The organism is Raineyella sp. LH-20, from assembly GCF_033110965.1.
Classification (GTDB): Bacteria; Actinomycetota; Actinomycetes; order Propionibacteriales; family Propionibacteriaceae; genus Raineyella.
This window is the reverse complement of sequence record NZ_CP137003.1, coordinates 1,458,741-1,478,684: the sequence shown is the minus strand read 5'-3', so window position 1 is coordinate 1,478,684 and position 19,944 is coordinate 1,458,741. Positions and strand designations below refer to the sequence as shown.

The 19,944-nt window shown below is 72.2% G+C and carries 16 protein-coding genes and 1 tRNA gene; 4 read left to right on the top strand and 13 right to left on the bottom strand.

Annotation, left to right across the window (positions count from 1 at the left end; all coding sequences use genetic code 11):
* Positions 1-33: 33 nt before the first annotated feature.
* From R0146_RS06435 to modA, 3 genes are read right to left on the bottom strand one after another with little or no spacing between them, the layout of a single operon-like run.
* Entirely contained in the window at positions 34-1,194 is a 1,161-nt protein-coding gene (locus R0146_RS06435) for a sulfate/molybdate ABC transporter ATP-binding protein (RefSeq protein WP_317692037.1), read from the bottom strand.
* Complete coding sequence (locus tag R0146_RS06430; RefSeq protein WP_317692036.1) at positions 1,187-2,101, bottom strand: ABC transporter permease; 915 nt, start codon at positions 2,099-2,101, stop codon at positions 1,187-1,189. Before R0146_RS06430 ends, R0146_RS06435 begins: the two co-directional genes overlap by 8 nt.
* 7 nt (positions 2,102-2,108) lie before the next feature.
* Positions 2,109-2,912 (bottom strand): molybdate ABC transporter substrate-binding protein, encoded by an 804-nt coding sequence (modA, locus tag R0146_RS06425; RefSeq protein WP_317692035.1) that lies wholly within the window; start codon positions 2,910-2,912, stop codon positions 2,109-2,111.
* 286 nt (positions 2,913-3,198) lie between these two features.
* Between modA and R0146_RS06420 the strand changes: the two genes are divergently transcribed.
* From R0146_RS06420 to R0146_RS06410, 3 genes are all read left to right on the top strand, one after another.
* Positions 3,199-4,836 carry an HNH endonuclease signature motif containing protein gene (locus R0146_RS06420; RefSeq protein WP_317692034.1) on the top strand — a complete coding sequence of 546 codons (1,638 nt, stop codon included), beginning with the start codon at positions 3,199-3,201 and terminating at the stop codon, positions 4,834-4,836.
* Between the two features lie 25 nt (positions 4,837-4,861).
* The gene (locus R0146_RS06415) at positions 4,862-6,328 is read left to right on the top strand and encodes a carboxyl transferase domain-containing protein (protein ID WP_317692033.1); all 1,467 of its coding nucleotides are present in this window, start codon (positions 4,862-4,864) and stop codon (positions 6,326-6,328) included.
* A 184-nt stretch (positions 6,329-6,512) separates the two neighbouring features.
* Positions 6,513-8,561, top strand: a complete 2,049-nt coding sequence (locus R0146_RS06410) for a glycosyltransferase family 2 protein (RefSeq protein ID WP_317692032.1) — start codon at positions 6,513-6,515, stop codon at positions 8,559-8,561.
* Here R0146_RS06410 and R0146_RS06405 read toward each other — a convergent pair.
* Both R0146_RS06405 and R0146_RS06400 read right to left on the bottom strand, forming a co-directional pair.
* Positions 8,506-9,408 carry an AEC family transporter gene (locus tag R0146_RS06405; protein ID WP_317692031.1) on the bottom strand — a complete coding sequence of 301 codons (903 nt, stop codon included), beginning with the start codon at positions 9,406-9,408 and terminating at the stop codon, positions 8,506-8,508. The genes R0146_RS06410 and R0146_RS06405 overlap by 56 nt on opposite strands.
* 414 nt (positions 9,409-9,822) lie before the next feature.
* Complete coding sequence (locus R0146_RS06400) at positions 9,823-10,944, bottom strand: Gfo/Idh/MocA family protein (RefSeq protein ID WP_317692030.1); 1,122 nt, start codon at positions 10,942-10,944, stop codon at positions 9,823-9,825.
* A 172-nt stretch (positions 10,945-11,116) separates the two neighbouring features.
* Between R0146_RS06400 and R0146_RS06395 the strand changes: the two genes are divergently transcribed.
* Positions 11,117-12,904, top strand: coding sequence for an ABC transporter ATP-binding protein (locus R0146_RS06395; protein ID WP_317692029.1), 1,788 nt, complete (start codon positions 11,117-11,119; stop codon positions 12,902-12,904).
* Positions 12,905-13,133: 229 nt separating this feature from the next.
* Here R0146_RS06395 and R0146_RS06390 read toward each other — a convergent pair.
* The 8 genes from R0146_RS06390 to R0146_RS06355 form a co-directional block, all read right to left on the bottom strand.
* Positions 13,134-13,207: transfer RNA gene (locus tag R0146_RS06390), tRNA-Gly, on the bottom strand.
* A 335-nt stretch (positions 13,208-13,542) separates the two neighbouring features.
* A complete protein-coding gene (locus R0146_RS06385) occupies positions 13,543-14,181 on the bottom strand; it encodes a peroxiredoxin family protein (RefSeq protein ID WP_317692028.1) in 639 nt (212 codons plus the stop codon).
* Positions 14,182-14,235: 54 nt separating this feature from the next.
* Positions 14,236-15,300 carry a cytochrome c biogenesis CcdA family protein gene (locus R0146_RS06380; RefSeq protein WP_317692027.1) on the bottom strand — a complete coding sequence of 355 codons (1,065 nt, stop codon included), beginning with the start codon at positions 15,298-15,300 and terminating at the stop codon, positions 14,236-14,238.
* Between the two features lie 3 nt (positions 15,301-15,303).
* Positions 15,304-15,600 (bottom strand): thioredoxin domain-containing protein, encoded by a 297-nt coding sequence (locus tag R0146_RS06375; protein WP_317692026.1) that lies wholly within the window; start codon positions 15,598-15,600, stop codon positions 15,304-15,306.
* Positions 15,601-15,657: 57 nt separating this feature from the next.
* Positions 15,658-17,202 (bottom strand): phenylacetate--CoA ligase family protein, encoded by a 1,545-nt coding sequence (locus R0146_RS06370; protein WP_317692025.1) that lies wholly within the window; start codon positions 17,200-17,202, stop codon positions 15,658-15,660.
* A gap of 85 nt (positions 17,203-17,287) precedes the next feature.
* Positions 17,288-18,823, bottom strand: coding sequence for a multicopper oxidase family protein (locus tag R0146_RS06365; protein WP_317692024.1), 1,536 nt, complete (start codon positions 18,821-18,823; stop codon positions 17,288-17,290).
* Between the two features lie 81 nt (positions 18,824-18,904).
* A complete protein-coding gene (locus R0146_RS06360; protein WP_317692023.1) occupies positions 18,905-19,252 on the bottom strand; it encodes a hypothetical protein in 348 nt (115 codons plus the stop codon).
* A 100-nt stretch (positions 19,253-19,352) separates the two neighbouring features.
* Complete coding sequence (locus tag R0146_RS06355) at positions 19,353-19,853, bottom strand: hypothetical protein (RefSeq protein WP_317692022.1); 501 nt, start codon at positions 19,851-19,853, stop codon at positions 19,353-19,355.
* Positions 19,854-19,944: the final 91 nt, after the last annotated feature.

The following is a 19,944-nucleotide window of genomic DNA, read 5'->3' as shown; positions in this document are numbered from 1 at the left end:
CCGTTCCCCGTTCCCGTCCCCCCCGTCCACCGGTCAGTGCCCGCGGTACACCCGTACCTGTTGGGCCTTGACCACGAACCACAGGTGTCGCCCCGGCGCGACCGCCAGCTCGGCGGCCGCCGCGGGGGTGATGTCCGCGGCGAGGCGTACGTCCGGTCCCCTTTCCGAGACGTCCGACAGACCGCGGATCCCGCCATCGCGAGGGCCCACAGGGCCCAGAGGAGGCCCATCGGACGTCACACCCCGGGCCACCACCCGCAGCTGCCCGCCCCGAGGTTCCATCCCTTCGACCTCGACCGGCCAGCAGTTGCGGGGGCTCCCCTCCGGGGCCTCGCGATGGAGGCTCACCGCCGCCGGATCCACCAGGGCCACTGCACGGGCCCCGGGGCCGGCGGCGGTGTCGTCCTCCCACAGGCCGGCGACCGGGCCCAACGCCGTCTGCAGCACCACCCCGTCACCGCGCCCCGCCGTCCCGTCACCGGGCGCCACGGTCCCCGCCAACAGCACCCGGCCGGCCAGCTCCGCGGCGAACCGGCTGTGCGGGCGCTCCACCAGATCGCGGACACTGCGATCCTCGACGACCCGGCCGGCCCCCAGCACCACCGTGCGCTCCGCCAGCGTGACCACGTCGACCAGGTCGTGGGTGACGACCAGCGTCGTACGTCCCTCGACCACCTCCCGCAACACCCCGCGCAGCTGCGGGGCGACCGCCACATCGAGGGCTGCGAGGGGCTCGTCGAGCAGCAGCACCTGGGGGTCGGCGGCCAGCGCCCGGGCGATCGCCACCCGCTGGGCCTGGCCGCCGGACAGCTGCCCCGGCCGCCGGTCGGCGTAGCCGGACATGCCGACGGTCTCCAGCCGTTCCCCGGCCAGAGCGCGGGCGGCGGCCCGGCCGAGTCCGGCGGCGCGCGGGGCGAAGGCGACGTTCTCCAGCACGCTCAGGTGCGGGAAGAGCAGCGGCTGCTGGGCGAGCAGCGCCACCCTGCGGCGGTACGGCGGCAGCCGGGTGACGTCCCTGCCGCCGATCAGCACCCGGCCGGAGGTCGGCGCCAGGGTGCCGGCGAGCAGTCCCAGCAGGGTGGACTTGCCGGCGCCGTTCGGGCCGAGGACGGCGACCGCCTCGCCCTCGGCCACCTCGAGGTCCACCGCCACCTGCCGGGCCGCCAGCGTCACGTCGAGTCGTACGTCAGCCACGGTCACCCCCGAGGGCCCGCGCCCCGACGGTCAGCACGACGAGCGCCCCGACGGCGACGAGCACCAACGACAGGGCCACCGCCGCAGCCGGGTCGACCTCGCGCTGCAGATAGACCTCCAACGGCAGGGTCCGGGTGGTGCCCTGCAGCGAACCGGCGAAAGTCAGTGTGGCGCCGAACTCCCCCAGCGCCCGGGCGAACGCCAACACCGCCCCGGAGGCCAGTCCCGGCGCGACGAGCGGCAGGGTGATCCGCCGCAGCACCAGGCCGGGCCGGGCGCCGAGGGTGGCCGCGACCCGTTCGTACGCCTCGGTGCCGGAGCGCAGCGCCCCCTCCAGCGAGATCACCAGGAACGGCATCGCGACGAACGTCTGGGCGAGCACCACCGCAGTGGTGCTGAACGCGATGTGGATGCCGGCGACCTCCAGCCACCGGCCGAGCAGACCGGTGCGGCCGTACGTGAGCAGCAGGGCCAGACCGCCGACGACCGGCGGAAGGACGAGCGGCAGCATCACCAGTGCGCGCAGTTGGCGGTGGCCGCGCGGCCGGGCGCGGGCCAGCACGACCGCCAGCGGGGTGCCGAAGACCATGCTGAGCACGGTGGCCGCCGCGGCGGTGCGCAAGGACAACCACAGCGCGATCCGAGCCGACGGCGAGGTGACCAGGACGCCGAAGTGGCGCCAGTCGGTGCCGAGCACCATCGCCGCGAGCGGCAGCGCGAGGAAGAGCAGGCCGACCACCGCAGGGACCCACAGCCAGCCGGGGACCGCGTACCGGTCGACGGGGTGCTCCGGCCGGCGCCCGCGATCCCCGTTCGACGTACGACCCCCGTCAGACGTACGACCCCCGTCAGACGTACGACCCCCGTCAGACGTACGACCCCGACGGGCCTCCTCAGCGGAACTCATGGACGGTTCACGGCTTGCCGAAACCCGCCCTGGCCAGGATCGCCTGCCCCTCCGCACCGGTCACGTACGCCACGTACGCCCGGGCGACGTCGGCGTTCGCACCGGATGCACCGCCCGCGGTCACGCCGATCGGGTAGCGGTTGGGTGTCTGCTCGACGCCCAACGGGACCCCGGTGCCGGTGCCGGCGGCCTCGGCCTTGGCGACGTCGGTGGCGTAGACGACTGCGGCGTCGGCCTGGCCGGAGGTGACCTTGCCGGCGGTGTCGGTGACGTTGGCTTCCTCGCTCACCGGCGTGATGGGGATCCCGGCGGCCTGCAGGGCGCGCTCGGTGGCCGCACCGCAGGGCACCTGGGGGGCACACACGACGACCTTCAGTCCGGAACGGGCGAGGTCCTTGGCTCCGGTGATGCCCAGGGGGTTGTGCGGGGCGACCAGGATGGCCAGCTGGTTGGTGGCGAACAGTGTCGACTGCGGCACCAACGCCTTGTCCCGGGCCTGCTGCATGGTCCGCTCGTCAGCGGTGGCCAGCACGTCGGCCGGCGCCCCGGCCGCGAGCTGACTGACCAGATCGGACGAACCGCCGTAGCTGTAGCGGACGGTGACCCCGGGGTGCGCGGCGCCGAAAGCGGTGCCGATCTCGTCGAACGGGCCGGCCAACGACGCGGCGGCGAAGACGGTGAGGGTGACCCGCGGTGTCGAACCACCCTGCGCGGCCGACGTAACGCCCGACGGCCCGGACGTCGAACGCGCTGCGGACCCGCAGCCACCGAGCCCGAGCAGGGCGGCCAGGACCAGCACGATGCCGATCACGGATGCGATTGGTCGCGGATGCCTCATGGCCCACAGCTTAGAGCTGGGGCTTCGGCCGCTCCCAGGGCGATGTCGGTCGCCCGAGAGCGTCCGGCAGTCGGAGCGGCCGCAGCGGCCGCAGCGGCCGACCCTGGGCGAGACCGGATGCCCGGTCCGAGGCTGGGTCCCTGGGATGTCGGGCCCGGGATGTCAGACCCCTGAGCGATGTCAGACCCCTGAGCGATGTCAGACCCCTGAGCGACCATGGAAACGTCCAATATCGAACACCTGTCCACATGGGGGGATCATGGGGGACCGACCGCAGAGCGACAGCACCGAGCAGATGCCGCAGGACCGGGCCGAGGACGTCGGCCTCGGCATCCAGGGCGCGGCCACCGCCCAGGCATGCTGCGACGCCCGTCTGCTGGAGTTGATCGGTGAGTTCGACGCCGGGACCGGATGGGCCTGGTTCAACGGGATCCTCTCCTGCGCACACTGGCTCGCCTGGGCCTGCTCGATGAGTCCCGGCACCGCCAGGGAACACCTCCGCGTCGCCCGGGCGCTGCGTTCCATGCCCACCCTGGCTGCACGCTTCGCCAACGGCGAGTTCACCTACTCGAAGGTACGGGAGCTGACCCGGCTGGCGGGCCGGGTCGACGAGGTCGAACTGTGCGACCTCGCGAGCCTGCAGACGGCCTCACAACTGGCCCGCACCGTCCGCAGCTACCGCGCCCAGGACGGCACCCACCTCGCGCAGGTCGCGCGTCGGAGACTGTCGTGGCACGACACCGACGACGGAATGGTACGGCTCAGCGTCACCCTTCTCCCCGAGGAGGCAGCCGTCCTCCGCGGGGCCGTCGACGCCGCCGTCGACCGGCAGCTCGACACCCTCGGCACCCAGGGGATGGAGCCCAGCGCCCCGGGTCCCCACGAGGGAGTGCCCACCGAAGCAGTGCCCACCGAGGCAGTTTCCGGGGACGCGGTGCCCAGGGAGGCGACGATCGACCCGGTCACCGGACTGTGCGAGGTAGCTCGTGGGTACCTGGCCTCCAGCCCGGCCAGCTTCACCGACGATCCCCATCTCGTCGTCGTCCACGTCGACGCCGAACTCCTCGCCGGCACCGCGGCCACCGACAGACCTGCCCCGGGCCGGACAGCGCCCAAGGTTCCCAACCTCCCCGACATGTCCGAGGGGTCCGAACTGTCCGAACTGTCCGACCTGCCCGAGGTGGCCGACCTGCCCGAGGTGCTCGACCCGCCCATGGGTCCCGGCGTCGGCCGGGTTCCTGACATCCCGGACGTTCCCGCGGGAACGCTCGTACAGCCCGACGTCGTCCCCCCGCCGTACGACAGGAGGCTTCAGGATGGGCCCCACCCTGACCGGCCGCGCACCGCCCACGCCTGGATCGAACGCGGTGGCCCGATCGAGGCCGCCACCGCCGCCCGGCACGCCTGCGACGCCACCATCGTCGGGATGATCATCGACCGACACGGCGACATCCTGGCCATGGGCCGCACCCGACGCCTCGCCAGTCCGGCCCAACGTCGCGCACTCCGCGTACGCGACGGATCCTGTCAGTTCCCCGGCTGCGCCCAGCATCGACGTCTCAAGGCCCACCACGTCGTGGCCTGGGCCCAGGGCGGCGCGACCGACCTGACGAACCTGATCCTGCTGTGCCAGACCCACCACACGTACGTTCATGAAGGAGGCGTACGCCTCACCGGCCGACCCGGAGCGTGGCGGTTCGTCCTGCCGGACGGCACGACGGTCAGCTCCGTTTGTCCCGAACCCTCACCCGACCGGATCGACGAGATCGTCCGCCGGGCGGCGGAGACCGCGGCGATCTGCCCGGATCAGATCTTCCCCGCCGGAGCGGGCGAGGGCTTCCGGCTCAATGAGTGTGCCGCACGGCTGTTCGCTATCGAGTTGCCGACTGCGGCCTGAACCGGCCTCTGCCACACTGTGCGCCATGGCGAAACGATGGCGTGCCCAGGAACTGGTCGATCTCGTGGTGGATCCGGGGTCTCAGCAGTCCTGGGACGAGCCGATCGACATCAGTGGCTACCCGCCGGACTATCGCGACCAGATCCTCGCCGCCCGGGAGAAGTCGGGCCTGGATGAGGCGGTGATCACCGGCCGCGCCACCATCGAGGGCCGGCCAATGGCCTACATCGTCGGTGACTTCCGGTTCCTCGGCGGCTCCATCGGCCGCGACACCTCGATCCGGATCGAAGCCGCCATCCGTCGGGCGACGGCCGAGAAACTCCCGCTGATCGCCTCGACCTCGTCGGGTGGCACCCGGATGCAGGAGGGTACGCCGGCCTTCGTCCGGATGGTGTCGATCTCCCGAGCGGTGATCGCCCACAAGGACGCCGGCCTGCCGTACATCGTCTACCAGCGCCACCCCACGACCGGCGGAGTGTTCGCCTCCTGGGGATCGCTCGGGCACATCACGGTGGCCGAGCCGGAGGCGATGCTCGGCTTCCTCGGCCCGCGTGTCTACGAGGTGCTCAACGACCGGCCGTTCCCCGAGGGTGTCCAGGTCGCCGAGAACCTCGTCGACCACGGCATCATCGACGCCATCGTCGCGCCGGAGGACCTGCGTACGCTCGCCGCGACCACCCTGCGTCTCCTCACCCCGGTCGACCTCGGCGCGCCCTGCGAGAAGGACGCTCCCGAACCGCTGCCGGCCCGGGAGGGATCGGTCTGGGACTCCATCGAACTCACCCGCCGCGGTGACCGACCGGGCATCCGCGAGCTGTTGCGGTACGGCGCGACCGATGTGCTGTCGCTGTCCGGCACCGGTGCAGAGCACGGCCCCGGCATGCTGCTGGCACTGGCCCGGCTGGACGGCCTGCCGTGTGTCGTCGTCGGGCAGGACCGGCGGATCCAGATGACCGGTGGCCCGCTCGGCCCGGCGGGTCTGCGGGCCGCCCAGCGCGGCATCCGTCTGGCCGAGATGCTGGGCCTGCCACTGGTCACCGTCGTCGACACCCCCGGCGCGGACCTGTCCCCGGAGGCGGAGGAGGGCGGCTTGGCCGGCGAGATCTCCCGTACGCTCGCCTGGCTGGCCCGCACCACCGTCCCCTCGGTGTCGATGATCCTCGGGCAGGGCACCGGCGGCGGTGCGCTGGCGATGCTGCCGGCGGACCGGATGATCGCCATGGAGCACGGCTGGCTCTCCCCGCTGCCGCCCGAGGGCGCCAGCGCGATCGTCTACAAGGACGGCGACCATGCCCGGGAGCTGTCCGAGCTGCAGCGGGTCGGGGCCGAGGAGCTGCTGGAGGACGGCATCATCCACCGCATCGTCCCCGAACCGGCCGATCCGGCGGCGAATCCCCGGGAGTTCGCCCGCCGCGCGGTCGCGGCGATCACCGAGGAACTGCGCGAGGTGGCCGCCCAGAAGGCCCACTGGCGCGCCGGCCTGCGCCCCTAGACTCTCGTCCCCCTACACTGAGCTCCGGCCGGGGCGCGGCCCGGCCGGAGCCGGCCCCCGACGCCGTCCCTCTCCACGTCTTCCCCACCGTTCTTTTCCACGCCTTCGTCTGCCCAGCCTTCGTCTGCCCAGCATTCGTTCCCCAGCATTCGCTTCCTCACCACTCGAACGGAGTGCACGTCGCGTGCCCGACCTCCAGTCGCCGCCTCTCGATCCGACGTACCCGAGGCCGGGCGAACAGGCGGCCGAGGACGAACCGGGGCGCGGCGACCCGGCGGCCGACGCGCGACCCCGCCCGGGCAGCCCCCGCCCCGACAGCCGCTGGGCAGCGGCCTCGGCGAGCTACTACCCGTCGTTCACCCACGCCGCGCCGTCGGCGCACGCGGTGACCACGGCCCGGTTCGCCGCCGGGCTCACCGCGGCGCTGTGGCTTGCGGTCGTCCTCGACACCCTGCGGCTGATGGGCCCCCACCCGTCGACGCTGCGGCTGACCTCGGTCGCGGTGCTCCTGCTCGCCGTGACCGGCCTGTGCGTCTCCGCCGTGCTCCACCAGGTGGGTCGGGCCGCGACGCTGCGGGCGCTGCGTACGCACCGCCGGACGGCGCGGACGGAACTGGACCGGCACTTCCGGTTCTCGCATGCCGCGCTGACGGTGCTGGTGCCGACGTACGCCGAGGGGTTGGCGGCGATCCGAGCGACGCTGTGGTCGGCGGCCCTGCAGGAGTTCCCGCGTCTCCGGCTGGTCCTGCTCATCGACGACCAGCCGTTCCCGGCCGCACCGGCCGCCCGCGCCCGGCTGCAGGCGATGCGCCGGCTCCCGGGCGAGATCGCCCTGCAGTTGGAGGAACCGCGACGGTTCTGCACCGCGGCGCTGGAACGGTTCCGGGCCGCGCCCGGGCCCGAGGTGACCGTCGGGGAGGTCCGCCGACTGGTCGACGCGTACGAACAGGCCGCACTGTGGCTGCGTGATCTGGCCGCCGACGAGGCGACGGACGACCCCACCGGCACCTTCCTCGTCGACCAGGTGTTCCTCGGGCTGGCCGAGGACCTGCTGGGAGACGCCGAAAGTCTCCGGGAGGGTCTCGCGCGGGGGACGCGGCCCGGTGCGGTCGAGATGCTCGACCGGCACCGGCGGCTGGTCCGGCTCTTCTCGGTCGAGACCGACTCCTTCGAACGGCGGCGCTACGCGTCGCTCTCGCAGGTGCCGGGCATGGCGACGAACCTCAACTGCTACCTGTCCCTGATGGGCCGAGCCTGGCGGATCGTCCGGACCCGTACGGCGGAGGTGCTGGTGCCGGCCGCCGAGGGCGAGGCGGCGGACCGCGTCGTCCCCGACGCCGACTATGTGCTGCCGCTCGAGGTCGGCTCGCTGCTGGTGCGCGATCACTGCCTGCGACTGGCACACGAGATGGAGCAGCCGGGCAACACGGACGTCGCGCTGATCCAGGCCCCGTCCTGCGCGATCCCCGGCGCCACCACGACGGTCGGTCAGGTCGCCGGCGCCACCACCGACCTGCGCCACCTCGATGACCTGGGCCGGACCGCCCTCGACGCCGCCCTGTGGAACGGCGGGAGCGCCGTGATCCGCCGGCCCGCTCTCGACGAAGTGGCCACCGAGCGCCCCGAACGCGGCTTCCGGGTGCGGGCCTATCTCCAGGACCGTACGGCGACCGCGGACACCGAGACCAGCATGGACCTCGCGGCGCGGGGCTGGCGGGTGGCGAACTACCCGGAACGCCTCAGCTACCGGCAGGCCCCCTCCGACATCGGCGCACTGGTGACCCAGCGGCGGCGACGGGCCCGCGGCGGGTCGGCCCTGGTGCCGCGGATCCGCGACGTCGTCGTGGCTCGCCGGGTGCGTGGGCAGCGGGTGGACCGGGTCGGCGTGCTGCTGCAGGTGGACCGACTCGCGGCGCCCGCCTGGACCTGCCCGGCGGTGATCCTGCCGCTGGTGCTGATCGCCGTGGGCACGCCGGTGAGTCCCCTGGCGGTGCTCGCGACGGCGCCGTTCCTCGTCGCGCGGGCGGCGGACCTGCGTCGGGTCGGCCATCAGGCGGTTGACCTGCTGTGGGTGCAACTGCTGGATCTGGCGCTGCTGCCGGTGGAGTTCGCCGGCGCACTGACAGCGCGGCGGCGGGGGCGTACGCCGTCGTCCCGTACGCGGTCCTCCCGTACGCTCAGACGATCGACGCGGGCAACACCGAGATCACGAAGGTCAGCGTCCCGACACTGAGCAGGGTGCTGAGCGCGACGGCACTGGCCGCGGTCTCCGGGTCGGAGCCGTACTCCCGAGCGAGCATGAACGCATTGACCGCCGTCGGCATGGCACACGCCAGCAGCAGGCTGCTGGTCGACATGGCGTCCATCCGCAGCAGGGCGGCGACGGCGAACGCGAGGAGCGGGAAGGCGACCACCCGCAGGCCGACCGCGGCGAGCACCGGCCGGGTGAGGTGCAGCCGACGAGACTGGGTGAGCTGCACCCCCAGCGCCAGCAGGACCATCGGGACAGCTGCGCCGGCGAGCAGTTCGATCCCGCGGGAGACCCCGATCGGCAGCTGCCAGTGCAGCAGCCGCAGCACCCCGGCCAGTGCCATCGCCCAGGTCACCGGCAGGGCGGCGAAGGTCTTCAGACCGGTCAACAGCCCGCCGCCGGAGCCCATCAGGATCGGCCCCACGGTGAACATCACCACCAGAGAGACCACGAAGAGGATCATCGCCTGGTCCATCCCGACCTGGCCGAGCGCCAGCAGGGCGATCGGCAGGCCGAAGTTGCCGTTGTTGCCGAGGACCACCGCCCCGACGACCCCGGCCTGAGTGCTCCGCGGCGAGCGGAACGTCACAGCCCAGGCGAGCAGGGCACCAAGTGCCGACACCAGCAGCAGTGCCCCGCCGAGGACCAGCCCCTCGCCGAGGGTGACCTTGGTCTTCATCAACGAGTCGAACGCCAGCGGCGCGGTCAACCCGTACAGATTGATCTTGCCGATGGTGTCCGGATCCAGGACGAACTTCCGCGCCAGCACCATGCCGACCAGGGCCACGATCGCCACCGGCAGGACCACCTGGAGCAGAGCGGCGAGCACGGGGACCTCCTGGACGATGGTGGGGCGAGTGGTGAGCGATGAGCGGGACGCGGTGGCGGGTGAGCGGGTGAGCGGGTGAGGCAACGGCACCCGATGGCGTACGGGCCGGTGCGTGTCCCTCCGGACGGGAGGGCGTCCCCCACCGGTCCATCGGCGTGATCCTACGGTCCCCGCCGGATCGCGGCGATCACGGACCGCCCCTGCGGAACCGCGAAGGTCCGGACAGACCCCGATGCCGAGCAACAGACCCCGATGAGCGACAGACCCCGATGTCAAGCGACAGACCGATGCCGAGCGACAGACCGATGCCGAGCGACAGACCGATGCCGAGCGACAGACCGATGCCGAGCGACAGACCGATGCCGAGCGACAGACCGATGCCACCGACATGACCCGGCCGATGTGCCTGTCGGCTCAGACCGCGGCTCCGCCCCGGGCCACCGCCACGACCTGGCCGGTCTGGGCGCTGTGCTGCGCGGCGTCGAGGATCTCGGCGATGTGCACGACGTCGTCCGGCGGCACGGGCAGGTGGGCCATCGGGTCGGGCCCGCGCAGGTCGGCGAACAGCAGCCGATAGAAGTCGGCCGAGTCCCCCGCGGATCGTACGACCGGCTCGCGCTCCTGCGGCCCACGGTAGAGCCAGCCGCACGCACCGGGGGCGTCGGCCAGATCGGGGTAGATCGGCACCACCTTGCCGTTATCGGTGAAGTCGTTGTGGACGTACGTTCCGGCACTGCCGATCAGCCGCAGCCGCGGCCCCGGTGCCGCAACCAGCGAACCGATGTCCAGATGGCTCACCCGCCCGTCGGTGTGCCGCAGGGCCAGGTGGGTGTCGTCGTCGGAGACCTGACGATGCGCGGCCATCTCGGCGTACACGGACGCCACCGGCCCGAACAGCTGGACCGCCAGGTCGACCATGTGCGGCCCGAAGTCGAGCAGTTGTCCGCCGCCGCGCGACGCGGGGGTGTCCTCGCGCCACCGATGCCTCGGCTCCGGGCGCCAGCGCTCCCAGCGGTATTCCAGCCGCCACAGGTCGCCGAGCGTCCCCTCGGCGGCGAGCCGACGGACGACGAGGTGGGCCGGATCCCAGCGACGCTGCAGGAACACCGTCAACGGCACCCCGGCGGCCCGCGACGCCGCGACGACCTCGCGCACCTCACCCGCGTGGACCCCGAGCGGCTTCTCCACCACGACGGGCACCCCCGCCTCGATCACCTGGAGGGCGTGGGCGTGGTGCATCCCGCTGGGCGTGCTCAACACGACGAGATCGAGGTCCGGCAGCCGCAGCAGGGCGTTCAGGTCGTCGACGATCCGTACGCCCGGGGTGTCGGCCGCCGCTTGGGCGCGACGTTCGGGGTGTCGGGTGGCGACCGCGGAGACCTGACCGCCGGCCGCCACGATCGGCCCGACGTGCAGCCAACTGGCCGAGGCATATCCGGCGAGGCCGACGCGCAATACCGGAGCGGAGGCGGGGACGGTGCTGGCTCCAGGTACAGGAGCCTCGGTCGGGACCGGGTGGGACATGTGCTGGGACATGGACTCATTCTGTGCCCGGGACCGCCGCCGGGCACGGATTCGTGGTGTCGGAGCGGTGAGGCAGAATCGACCCCATGATCTTCAGCGTCCCTCCGACCGGTCCGTGCCGAGCACCGGCGCTCAGGCAGGGCCGGTGCACCCGTCGCGATGCCGTCGCGGGGACGGTGGCCGCATGACGCGCTCTGAGCGGAAGCAGGGCGGGCAGGGCGCGAAGGCCACGAGTCCCAAGCGGGGCGGGTGGAGCGTGATGCGATCGCTCCTCACCCCGCACAAGGCACGGATCGCCTGGCTGTCCCTCGCCTCCTTCGCCAGCGCACTGCTCGAGGCGCTGTTCATCGTGCTGCTGACCGGGATCGGGATGGCGCTGGTCGGCGGGAAGAACGACGTCGGCCCGGCGTTCGGGCGCTATCTGCCGATGGACACCGCCCTCGTCGTCGCGTCCAGCAGCCTCGTCCTGCGGGTCGTCCTCAGCCTGATCGCCGTCCACCTGTCGGCGGCGCTGACCGCGGTCGTGTCGACCGAGCAGCGGCAGCGGCTGTCCCATGCGTTCCTGCAGACCAGCTGGTCGGTGCAGCAGACCGAGCCCGCCGGACGACTTCAGGAGCTGCTCACCTCGTTCGTCAGCCGGATCACCCAGGCGGTGTCCGTCCTCGCCACCGCGATCACCGCGGGGCTGAGCCTGGTGGCGTTCCTGGCCGCCGGCGTCGCGGTCGACCCGGTGTCCACCGCCGCGGTCCTGTTCGCCCTCGGCCTGGTCGGCAGCGTGCTGTCGCCGATGCGCCGCGCCATCCGCCGCCGTTCCGCCAAGAACGCCCGGGCCGGCCTCGACTTCGCCAACGCCGTCTCCGAGCTCGGTGCGCTGGGCCTGGAGATGCAGACGTACGGCGCCCAGCACGCCTTCGCCGGCCGGATCGACGAGCTGACCGAGGAATCGACCATCACCCAGCGGCGCACCCAGGTGCTGCAGGGCGCCCAGCCGCAGATCTACACCTCCCTGGCGTACGGCGCGGTGCTGGCCGGCCTCGCGGTGCTGTCACTGGTCGGCTTCCGGGACCTGGCGGTGATCGGCGCCGTGATGCTGCTGATGCTGCGCTCGCTCAGCTACGGCCAGCAGTTGTCCAACGCCTCTGCCTCGATCTCCGGATTCCTGCCCTTCCTGGAGTGGGTCGACGAGGTCGTCAAGGGTTACGCCGGCTCCCCCGCACCGGGCGGTGACGTACGCCCCGCCGGCGTGGTCCCTTTCGAGGCCGAGGACGTGTCGTACGCGTACACCCCGGAGCGGACCGCCCTGGCGGACGTCACTTTCCGGCTGGAGCCGGGCGAGGCGCTTGGCGTGATCGGCCCGTCGGGTGCCGGCAAGTCGACCCTGGCCCAGCTCCTGCTCGGCCTGCGGCCGCCGACGACCGGCACCCTGCAGGCCGCCGGCGTGCCGCTGGAGGACATCGACCGCCGGTGGTGGAGCGAACGGGTGGCGTTCGTCGCCCAGGACGCCCGGCTGTTCACCGGCACGGTCGCCGAGAACATCCGGTTCTTCCGGGACGGGATCGGTGAGGCCGAGCTGCGCACCGCCGCCCGCCAGGCCAACATCCTCGACGACATCGAGGCGCTCCCGCAGGGCTTCGACACCCACCTGGGCGAACGCGGCAGCCAGCTTTCCGGCGGCCAGCGCCAGCGCCTGTCGATCGCCCGCGCACTGGTCGGCAAGCCCGAACTGCTGATCCTCGACGAGCCGACCTCGGCGCTGGACGGGATGAGCGAATCGCTGATCCGCACCACGCTGGCCGACCTGCACGGCCGGCTGACCGTGGTGATCATCGCGCACCGGATGTCGACCCTCGACATCTGCGACCGGATCATGGTGATCGAGGGGGGCCGGATGACGGCGCTCGACACCCCCACCGCGCTGCGCGCCGACAGTGAGTTCTACCGCACCGCGTTGACGGTGGCCGGCATCGCCTGAGAGGGCATCGCCTGAGAGCACGGCGGGTGGGGCGCCGGCTCAGGGGAACGCCCGGGGCGGCCATCGCCACCAGTTCTTGCAGCGGTCGTGCCCGCCCCGGACAAACCAGCCGAGGTGGCTGTGGAAGAAGACCGGTTCTGATCTGGCACGTATCTGGCACGCGGTGGGTACGGTTGGCCGGAATCGAACGGTCGGCCGTCTGAATCGTGCTCTGACTAGACCATTTGTGTGGAGCGGATGACGGGAATCGAACCCGCGTTCTCAGCTTGGGAAGCTGATGTTCTACCATTAAACTACATCCGCGAAACTGCTGGGACAGCTTAGCAGCCCCCGGCAGGAGTTGCATCTCGGGGCGGCGAAGAGACGGACGGGTCACCGCCCGCTTCGCGGGCGCGCGCCCCAATTCCGGCGCCCCACCGACCGATCACGGCGCCACCGCCCACGGGTCCGGGCCGAGCGTGAGCCGAATCTGGCGGCTCAGCATCGTGGTCACTCGGAGTGATCACCTCGATCGTCGCAACGGCGCGGTTCGGGCAGCGCCCCATCGACGATCTCGGAGCTGAGCCGCCAGATTCAGCTCATCGCCGCACCCTGACCCGGTGCCCCGACACCCCCGCAGCCCCGACACCCCCGACACCTCACCCGGCCAGATGGTTCTTGATCTCCCTCAGCAGGTCGTCCGGAGCCAGCCACATCGACGGGTACTCGCCGTACCACCGCTGTTGCCCCGCCGCGTCGATCAGCACGAAGCTGTGGCCGGGCAGCCCAGGGTGCATCCCCTTGCCGAGGGTGCCGTACGCCTTGGAGACGGTGCCGTCGTCCAGCAGGAACGGTGTCGTCACGTTGTTCGCCGCCATGTCGGCCATGATCTGGTCGCGGGAGTTCATCACGATCGGCAACACGACCACGCCGGCGGCGTCGAAGTCCGCCTTCCGCTTCTCGATCTCGCCCATCTGGACCAGGCAGATCTGGCAGCCGGCGCCCTCGCTGAAGTAGAGCACGACGTTCTTGCCGCGCAGGTCCGCCAGCCGATGGGTCACCCCGGCAGTGTCGGTCAGGGTGAAGTCCGGCGCCTGCTGTGCTCCGTCGGATCGGGTCGGCAGGCTGGTGACGATGCCCGCCGCCACCAGGGCGACGGCCACCACGATGCCGATGCCCCAGGCGATCAGCCGATTGCGATGCCGCCGGGCGTCGCGACGCTCCAGTTCGGCCAGCTTCTGTCGCGCCTGCGCCTGGTGGGAGGTCGGTGTCGGGGACGTGCGGGTCTTCGTGCTCATGTGGTCACACCTCGTCGTACGAGTCGGATGGTCCGTGCCTGGAGGCCGGGGGCGTCAGTGGCAGGAGGGCCTGTTGGAGTGCGCGGCAGAGGCAGCCGCGGCGGACTCCGGCGTTGGGCGAGCGGCCCCGGACGTTCCCGCGGGAACGTCCCCAGCCGCGTCCCCCGCGTCCGCGTCCCCGTCGGACCTGTTTCCGTCGTCCGCCTCTCCATCGGACGTTCCCGCGGGAACGTCCCCGTCGAACGCATCGGGGGCCGGCGCGGGACGCCGATCGCGCAGCGTGGCGACGACGAACACCGCCACCAGGGCGAGCAGCACGAGCCCGAGCACGGCCTCCGGGACCGGCCGGGTCCAGATCTCGATCTGCCGGAACACCGCGGCGACGCCCTTGCCGATGGCGACCTGGAAGCCCGGTCCCTCGGTCATCGTCCCGCTGTTGGCCAACTGGATCACGAAGCCGCCCATCACCGCGAAGGCGATCGCCACCACGATGTTCACCACGTTGGTATGGACGGTCCACCGGCCCAGCCGCAGGGTGACCGGCCGGGCCCGCAGGAAGCGGCGATCCGCCAGCCGCAACCGGTCCCACAGCAGGGCCATCACGAACAGCGGGAAGACCATCCCGAAGACGTACGCCAAGCCGAGGGCCAGCCCGCCGACGGGGCTGGCGGACAGCGCCGACAGGGTCATCACGCCGGCGAGCACCGGGGCGCAACACGCGGACGCGACCCCGGAGAACACGCCGAGCGAGAAGAAGCTGGCCGAGTCGCCGCGCCGGGTGTCCGGGGCGCGCAGGATCGACGGCAGCGACCACATCCGCCCGGTCAGCGACCAGACGGCCAACAGGATCATCAGCAGGCCGCCGGCGTAGTAGAGCACCCGGTGGTAGTGGGCGATCGCCCCGGACAGCAGGCCCATGCCCAAGGTCAGCGGCAGCATCACCAGCGCCAGACCGGCGGCGAAGACGAAGGTCAGCGGCAGCAGCCGCCAGCGACGGTTCTTGGCCGCGGCGGCCAGGTAACTGGGGGCCAGGAAGACGATGCAGCAGGGCGCGAAGAGCGCCACCCCACCGGCGAAGAAAGCCGCCAGCACCGAGCCGGTGGTGAGCAGGTCACCCATCCGTCAGGCCGCCTTCCGCACCCGGGTGCGCAGCAGTCGGCGCAGCCGGCGGCGCGACAGGCGCCCGGAGCCGACGTACGCCCCGTCGAGGAGCACCAGCGGGGTCATCGGTGCCCGGAAATCCTGGAGCAACGCCCGCCCTTCCCCGGAGCGGGCGTCGATCCGCTCGACCACCAGCGGGAACTCGCGGCCCGCCTCGGCGACGACGGTCTCCGCCTCGGCGCAGAAATGGCAGGCCTCGGCGGTCACCATGGTCACGACGGCCGCATCGGGTGCCGGCTCCTGCTCGTCTTCCATCACGTTCACGAGCCTGCCCCGGCGATGTCGAGACCTTCGCCGGGAACGGTGAAGATCCGATCAAGAAGGCCGGTCAGGCGACGGGGCGGCGAGGGCCCGGATCAGTCGGGCCTTGCCGAGCGTCGTACGGCGGAGTCCGTCGACGGCGCTGACCTCGATCCGCAGACCGGTGGCTCCCCCGACACCGACACCGACACCGACACCGACACCGACGGACTCCAGTGCCTCGGCCACCCGACGCTGGGCGGCCGCCAGGTCCAGCACCCGGGCCGGGTCGACGACGAAGATGTCGAGCCCGGTCGGGGTCTGTTCCACCTGCCACCCGTGCACCGCCAGGGCGGCGAGCGCGTCATGGAACACGATCGGATGCACCGCGACGGGGAGGCCGGCGTGGCCCGGCAGGGTCAGCGTGTCGTCGGTGCGCCCGCCGACCTCGGCCAGGCATCGGAACGGCAATCCGCACGCACAGGGCTCGGTGGCGAGCCGTACGGTGTCGGTCAGCTCGTAGCGGATCAGCGGCAGTGTCCGGCTGAACAGCACGGTCACCAGCACCCGATCCGCCAACTCACCGTCGGGCACCGGCTGGTAGTCCTGGTCGACCGGCTCCACGATGACGAAGTCCTCGTAGAGGTGCAGCGACCCCAGCGGGCACGTCGAGGCGATGGTGGCGGTCTCGGTGGCAGCGTACGTGGCGACGATCGGCACGCCCCACGCCTCGAGCGCAGCCGCGCGGGCCGCCGGCGGGGTCTCCTCGGACGCGGTGATCACCCGCTCCGGGCCGACCCGCAGCCGGCCGGCGAGCTGTTCCTCCGCCAGCGGTCCGAGCATCGAGGCGTAGCAGACCAGCAGCCTCGGCCGGAACGTGTTGAGGGCCGCCACGATCTCGTCGAGCGGACGGGTGGCGTCCAACCGCAGCGTGGGCACCAGCGGGTTGCGCAGGGTGGCGCCCACCACGGCCGACTGATGGCTGGGGCGAGTGGTGCTGACGATCGCCGTCGGCAACCGACGCCGGACCCCCACCTCGACCCCGGCCCAATCGTTCACCCGGGCGTACGAGGCCAACACCTGCAGCCATTCGGCGGGGCCCCAGACGAACACCCCGCGCTGCCCGGTGGAGCCGGCCGTCGCCGCCATCCGCCACCGCCCCCGCCAGGCGCTGCCGGCGTCCCCGCCGACCTCGTCCACCTGGGCCAGCCGCTGCTCGACGTCGGCGAGCCGCAGACCCGGAGCCGTCGCCACGTCGTCCCACGAGGACATCAGCGTCCCCTTCGTCACCGGTGGGAGCTGCGCGAGCGGTACGGCCGTCAGGTCGCGATGCAGCGACTGATAGAGCGTCCGGTAGAAGGAGGACCGCTGGCGGGCGAAGGCCAGGAGCTCGTCAAGCCGTCGCCGCTGGTAGGTGGCCACCTGCTCGGGGCGCCACCGGTCACGTCGACGTACGCGTCCCCGGGCCACCAGCAGTTCGGCCACCAGCGGAACGTTGACCTGCCCCCGCCCCTGCGCCTGTCCTCGCCCCCAGCGAGTGGCCCGGGCCCGGCCAACTGCCGCCGATACGTTCGCACTGACCATCTCGGCCACCTCCTCCGGACCACCCCGCATCTCCATGCTGCGTCGGTGCGGTCGGGAGCGGACCGACACCGAGTCAAGAAGTCGACAAGGATCCGAGGCGGTGCGCCCGCCCGGACGCCGGTCAGGCGGTGGCCTTCAGCAGGGTCATCATCCCGGCCTCGGCGTGGTAGATGTTGTGACAGTGGACCGCCCAGTCGCCGGCATCGGGATCCAGGTCGATCGCCCGCGACTCCATCGGGGCGAGCAGCACGGTGTCCTTGCGCAGGCCACTGTCGGCCAGCGCGAACGCCGGCCCGTGCAGGTGCAGCGGGTGGGTCATCATCGTCTGGTTGGCCACCTGGATCCTCAGCCGCCGGCCCGCTGTGGCGGTCAGTGGCGTGTTCTTGCCGAACGGTGCGCCGTTGATGCCCCAGGCGTACGGCTGCATCTGGCCGTTGAGGGTCAGGTCGAGCGTGGTGTCGGGGGTCCGCTCCGGGAGGCGTACGGCGTCGGCGGGCTGCAGCGTCGACCCGACCAGCACGTCACCGTCCAGTTCGGACGGCTTCGCGTCGGCGGTGGGGGCGGCTCCGGCGCCGGTGCGGACGATCGCCATCGCCCGGCCGGTCTTGCCGTACGGCTGCGCGACCAGCGGGAAGGCGCCGTCACCGAGGGTGACGACCACGTCGTAGCGCTCGCCCATCCCGATCCAGAACGCGCCGGCGTCGGTGGGGCGCACCGGATGCCCGTCGGTGTGCGTGACGGTCAGCCGGTGCCCGCCGAGGGCGACGCTGAAGAGAGTGTCGGAGGCGGCGTTGATCACCCGGATCCGGACCCGCTGGCCGGGCTTCGCGGTGAACGTCTCCGGATCGGCCGGCACCCTGCCATTGACCAGGAAGTGCGGGTAGGTGACGTCGCCGCCGTCACCCCACGGCGAGGGGCCCATCATCATCGCGCCGGAGGAGGACGTCGAGGCGCCGCCCATCATCCCGGACCCCGTCGTGCCGTGTCCCATCGACCCGTGGTCCATGCCGCCGTTGCCACTCATCCCGCCCATCGATCCGCCGTCGGCGAGCAACTTCTTCAGCACCTCGTCGGGGGTCGTCCCGGTGCCGTCGATCCAGTCGTCCAGCACGACGACCCACTCCGCGTCGTACGCCCCGGGCTCCTGCGGATCGTCGATGATCAGCGGCGCGTAGAGGCCACGGTCGAGCTGGACCCCGGAATGCGGGTGGAAGAAGTAGGTGCCCGGATCGGGCACAGTGAACTCGTAGACGTACTGCGTCCCGGGCTTGATCGGATCCTGGGTCACCCCGGGCACGCCGTCGGCGGCGTTGCGGAGGCGTACGCCGTGCCAGTGCACCGACGTGTCCACCGGCAACTGGTTGTCCACGGTGACGCGCAGGAAGTCGCCGGCGGCCGCCCGGATCAGCTGCCCGGGCGCCGCATCGCCGTACGCCCAGGTCTGCACGCTCGTGCCCGCGAGATCGAGGGTCGTCGGCTTCGGGGTCAGCGCGGCGGTCACCAGCCGCTGACCGGGGGCCGGTGAGGCGCTCGGGACCGGGCCGATCGCTCCTCCGAGCGGGGTGGCGGTCCGGGAGCAGGCTGCGAGGGCGCCGCTCCCCGCCAGGCCGAGGCCGGCGAGCAGGAGCGTACGGCGGGTCAGGTGGGGTGAGCTCATGCGGCCAGTCTGACCGGCGGTCCCCCGGCGAACGGGTCAGGATGGCACAAAGATCCGGTCAAGAGGGTGCGGCATCAAGCCCTACCGGCTCTGCCCGCCGTGACCGCCATGCCCGCCGTGACCACCGAGACCCAGGTGCATCACCAGCATCATGCCGACGCACATCAGGGCCGGCAGGAGGGTGCTGAGGCTGGCCTGCCGGAAGACGATGAGATAGCCGGCCACAGCGACCATCGGCACGCACATCAGCATCATCATCCACTTGTGTCCGCCGTGCCCACCGTGCCCGTCGCGAGCCGGGCGGTCGCCGGCCGGCGCCCCGTCGTGCTGCGCGCAGTGGTCGTGCTGCGCCGGGTCGTCCGCAGCCACGTACGTCACGGGATCGCGCGGGCTGTCGGAGCGATCGGAGGTCTGGACAGGGTGGGACATGGGGTCTCCTGAGCGGTGAGAGGGTTAGCGGGATGAGGGTGCGGTGGATCGGACGGCGGTGGATCGGACGGCGGTGAAGCGGCGGAGTTGGCGGCAGGGGTCAGGACGGATGGTGGGCGGCATGGTCCGCCTGGGAGATCGCGGGCACCGGCGGCGTGGGGTCGGGGCGGATGACGTCGTTGATCAGCGGGGCGACCCAGAGCGTGGACGCGGTGAACATCACCGCATAGATGACCGTGGCAACGGCGGGCGCCCACCAGGTGCCGAACCGCCGCCGCAGCCGGAGCAGGAAGGGCACGCTGGCGGCGAACCCCAGCGCGGCGAACAGGATCGTCCCGCCCGCGCCGGCCACCAGAGCGGCTCCCAGCAGCGGGGTGACGTGGTGCAGCACGTGCGGCGCAGCGCCGGAGACGACGCCCAGCGCCCCGGTGAGGGCGGTCAGCGGGCCCTTGCGCCGCGGCGTCGGTCGGGTCGATGCCGCAGCGACGGCATGACTCGGGCACTCAGTCGCCCGCACCGCGGCGGCGGCAGGGTCCGGGACGTCGATGGGCGCGTCGTCGGGGGCGGTGGCGGCCTCGGCGGGGCCGGCGGAAGTGACCATGCGTCGAGCGTGCCGCACGGATTCCGGCGGAACGGCGAAGGCGCCGTCAAGGTTTCCTGAACGCTGGACGAGGCCCGGCACGACGACCCGA

Excerpts from the sequence above, each read along its gene's own strand:
- R0146_RS06365 (WP_317692024.1), bottom strand. The coding sequence starts at position 18,823 with ATGAGCTCACCCCACCTGACCCGCCGTACGCTCCTGCTCGCCGGCCTC.
- R0146_RS06420 (WP_317692034.1), top strand. The coding sequence starts at position 3,199 with ATGGGGGACCGACCGCAGAGCGACAGCACCGAGCAGATGCCGCAGGAC.
- R0146_RS06400 (WP_317692030.1), bottom strand. The coding sequence starts at position 10,944 with ATGTCCCAGCACATGTCCCACCCGGTCCCGACCGAGGCTCCTGTACCT.
- R0146_RS06370 (WP_317692025.1), bottom strand. The coding sequence starts at position 17,202 with ATGGAGATGCGGGGTGGTCCGGAGGAGGTGGCCGAGATGGTCAGTGCG.
- R0146_RS06415 (WP_317692033.1), top strand. The coding sequence starts at position 4,862 with ATGGCGAAACGATGGCGTGCCCAGGAACTGGTCGATCTCGTGGTGGAT.
- R0146_RS06385 (WP_317692028.1), bottom strand. The coding sequence starts at position 14,181 with ATGAGCACGAAGACCCGCACGTCCCCGACACCGACCTCCCACCAGGCG.
- R0146_RS06380 (WP_317692027.1), bottom strand. The coding sequence starts at position 15,300 with ATGGGTGACCTGCTCACCACCGGCTCGGTGCTGGCGGCTTTCTTCGCC.
- R0146_RS06355 (WP_317692022.1), bottom strand. The coding sequence starts at position 19,853 with ATGGTCACTTCCGCCGGCCCCGCCGAGGCCGCCACCGCCCCCGACGAC.
- R0146_RS06395 (WP_317692029.1), top strand. The coding sequence starts at position 11,117 with ATGACGCGCTCTGAGCGGAAGCAGGGCGGGCAGGGCGCGAAGGCCACG.
- R0146_RS06430 (WP_317692036.1), bottom strand. The coding sequence starts at position 2,101 with ATGAGTTCCGCTGAGGAGGCCCGTCGGGGTCGTACGTCTGACGGGGGT.
- R0146_RS06360 (WP_317692023.1), bottom strand. The coding sequence starts at position 19,252 with ATGTCCCACCCTGTCCAGACCTCCGATCGCTCCGACAGCCCGCGCGAT.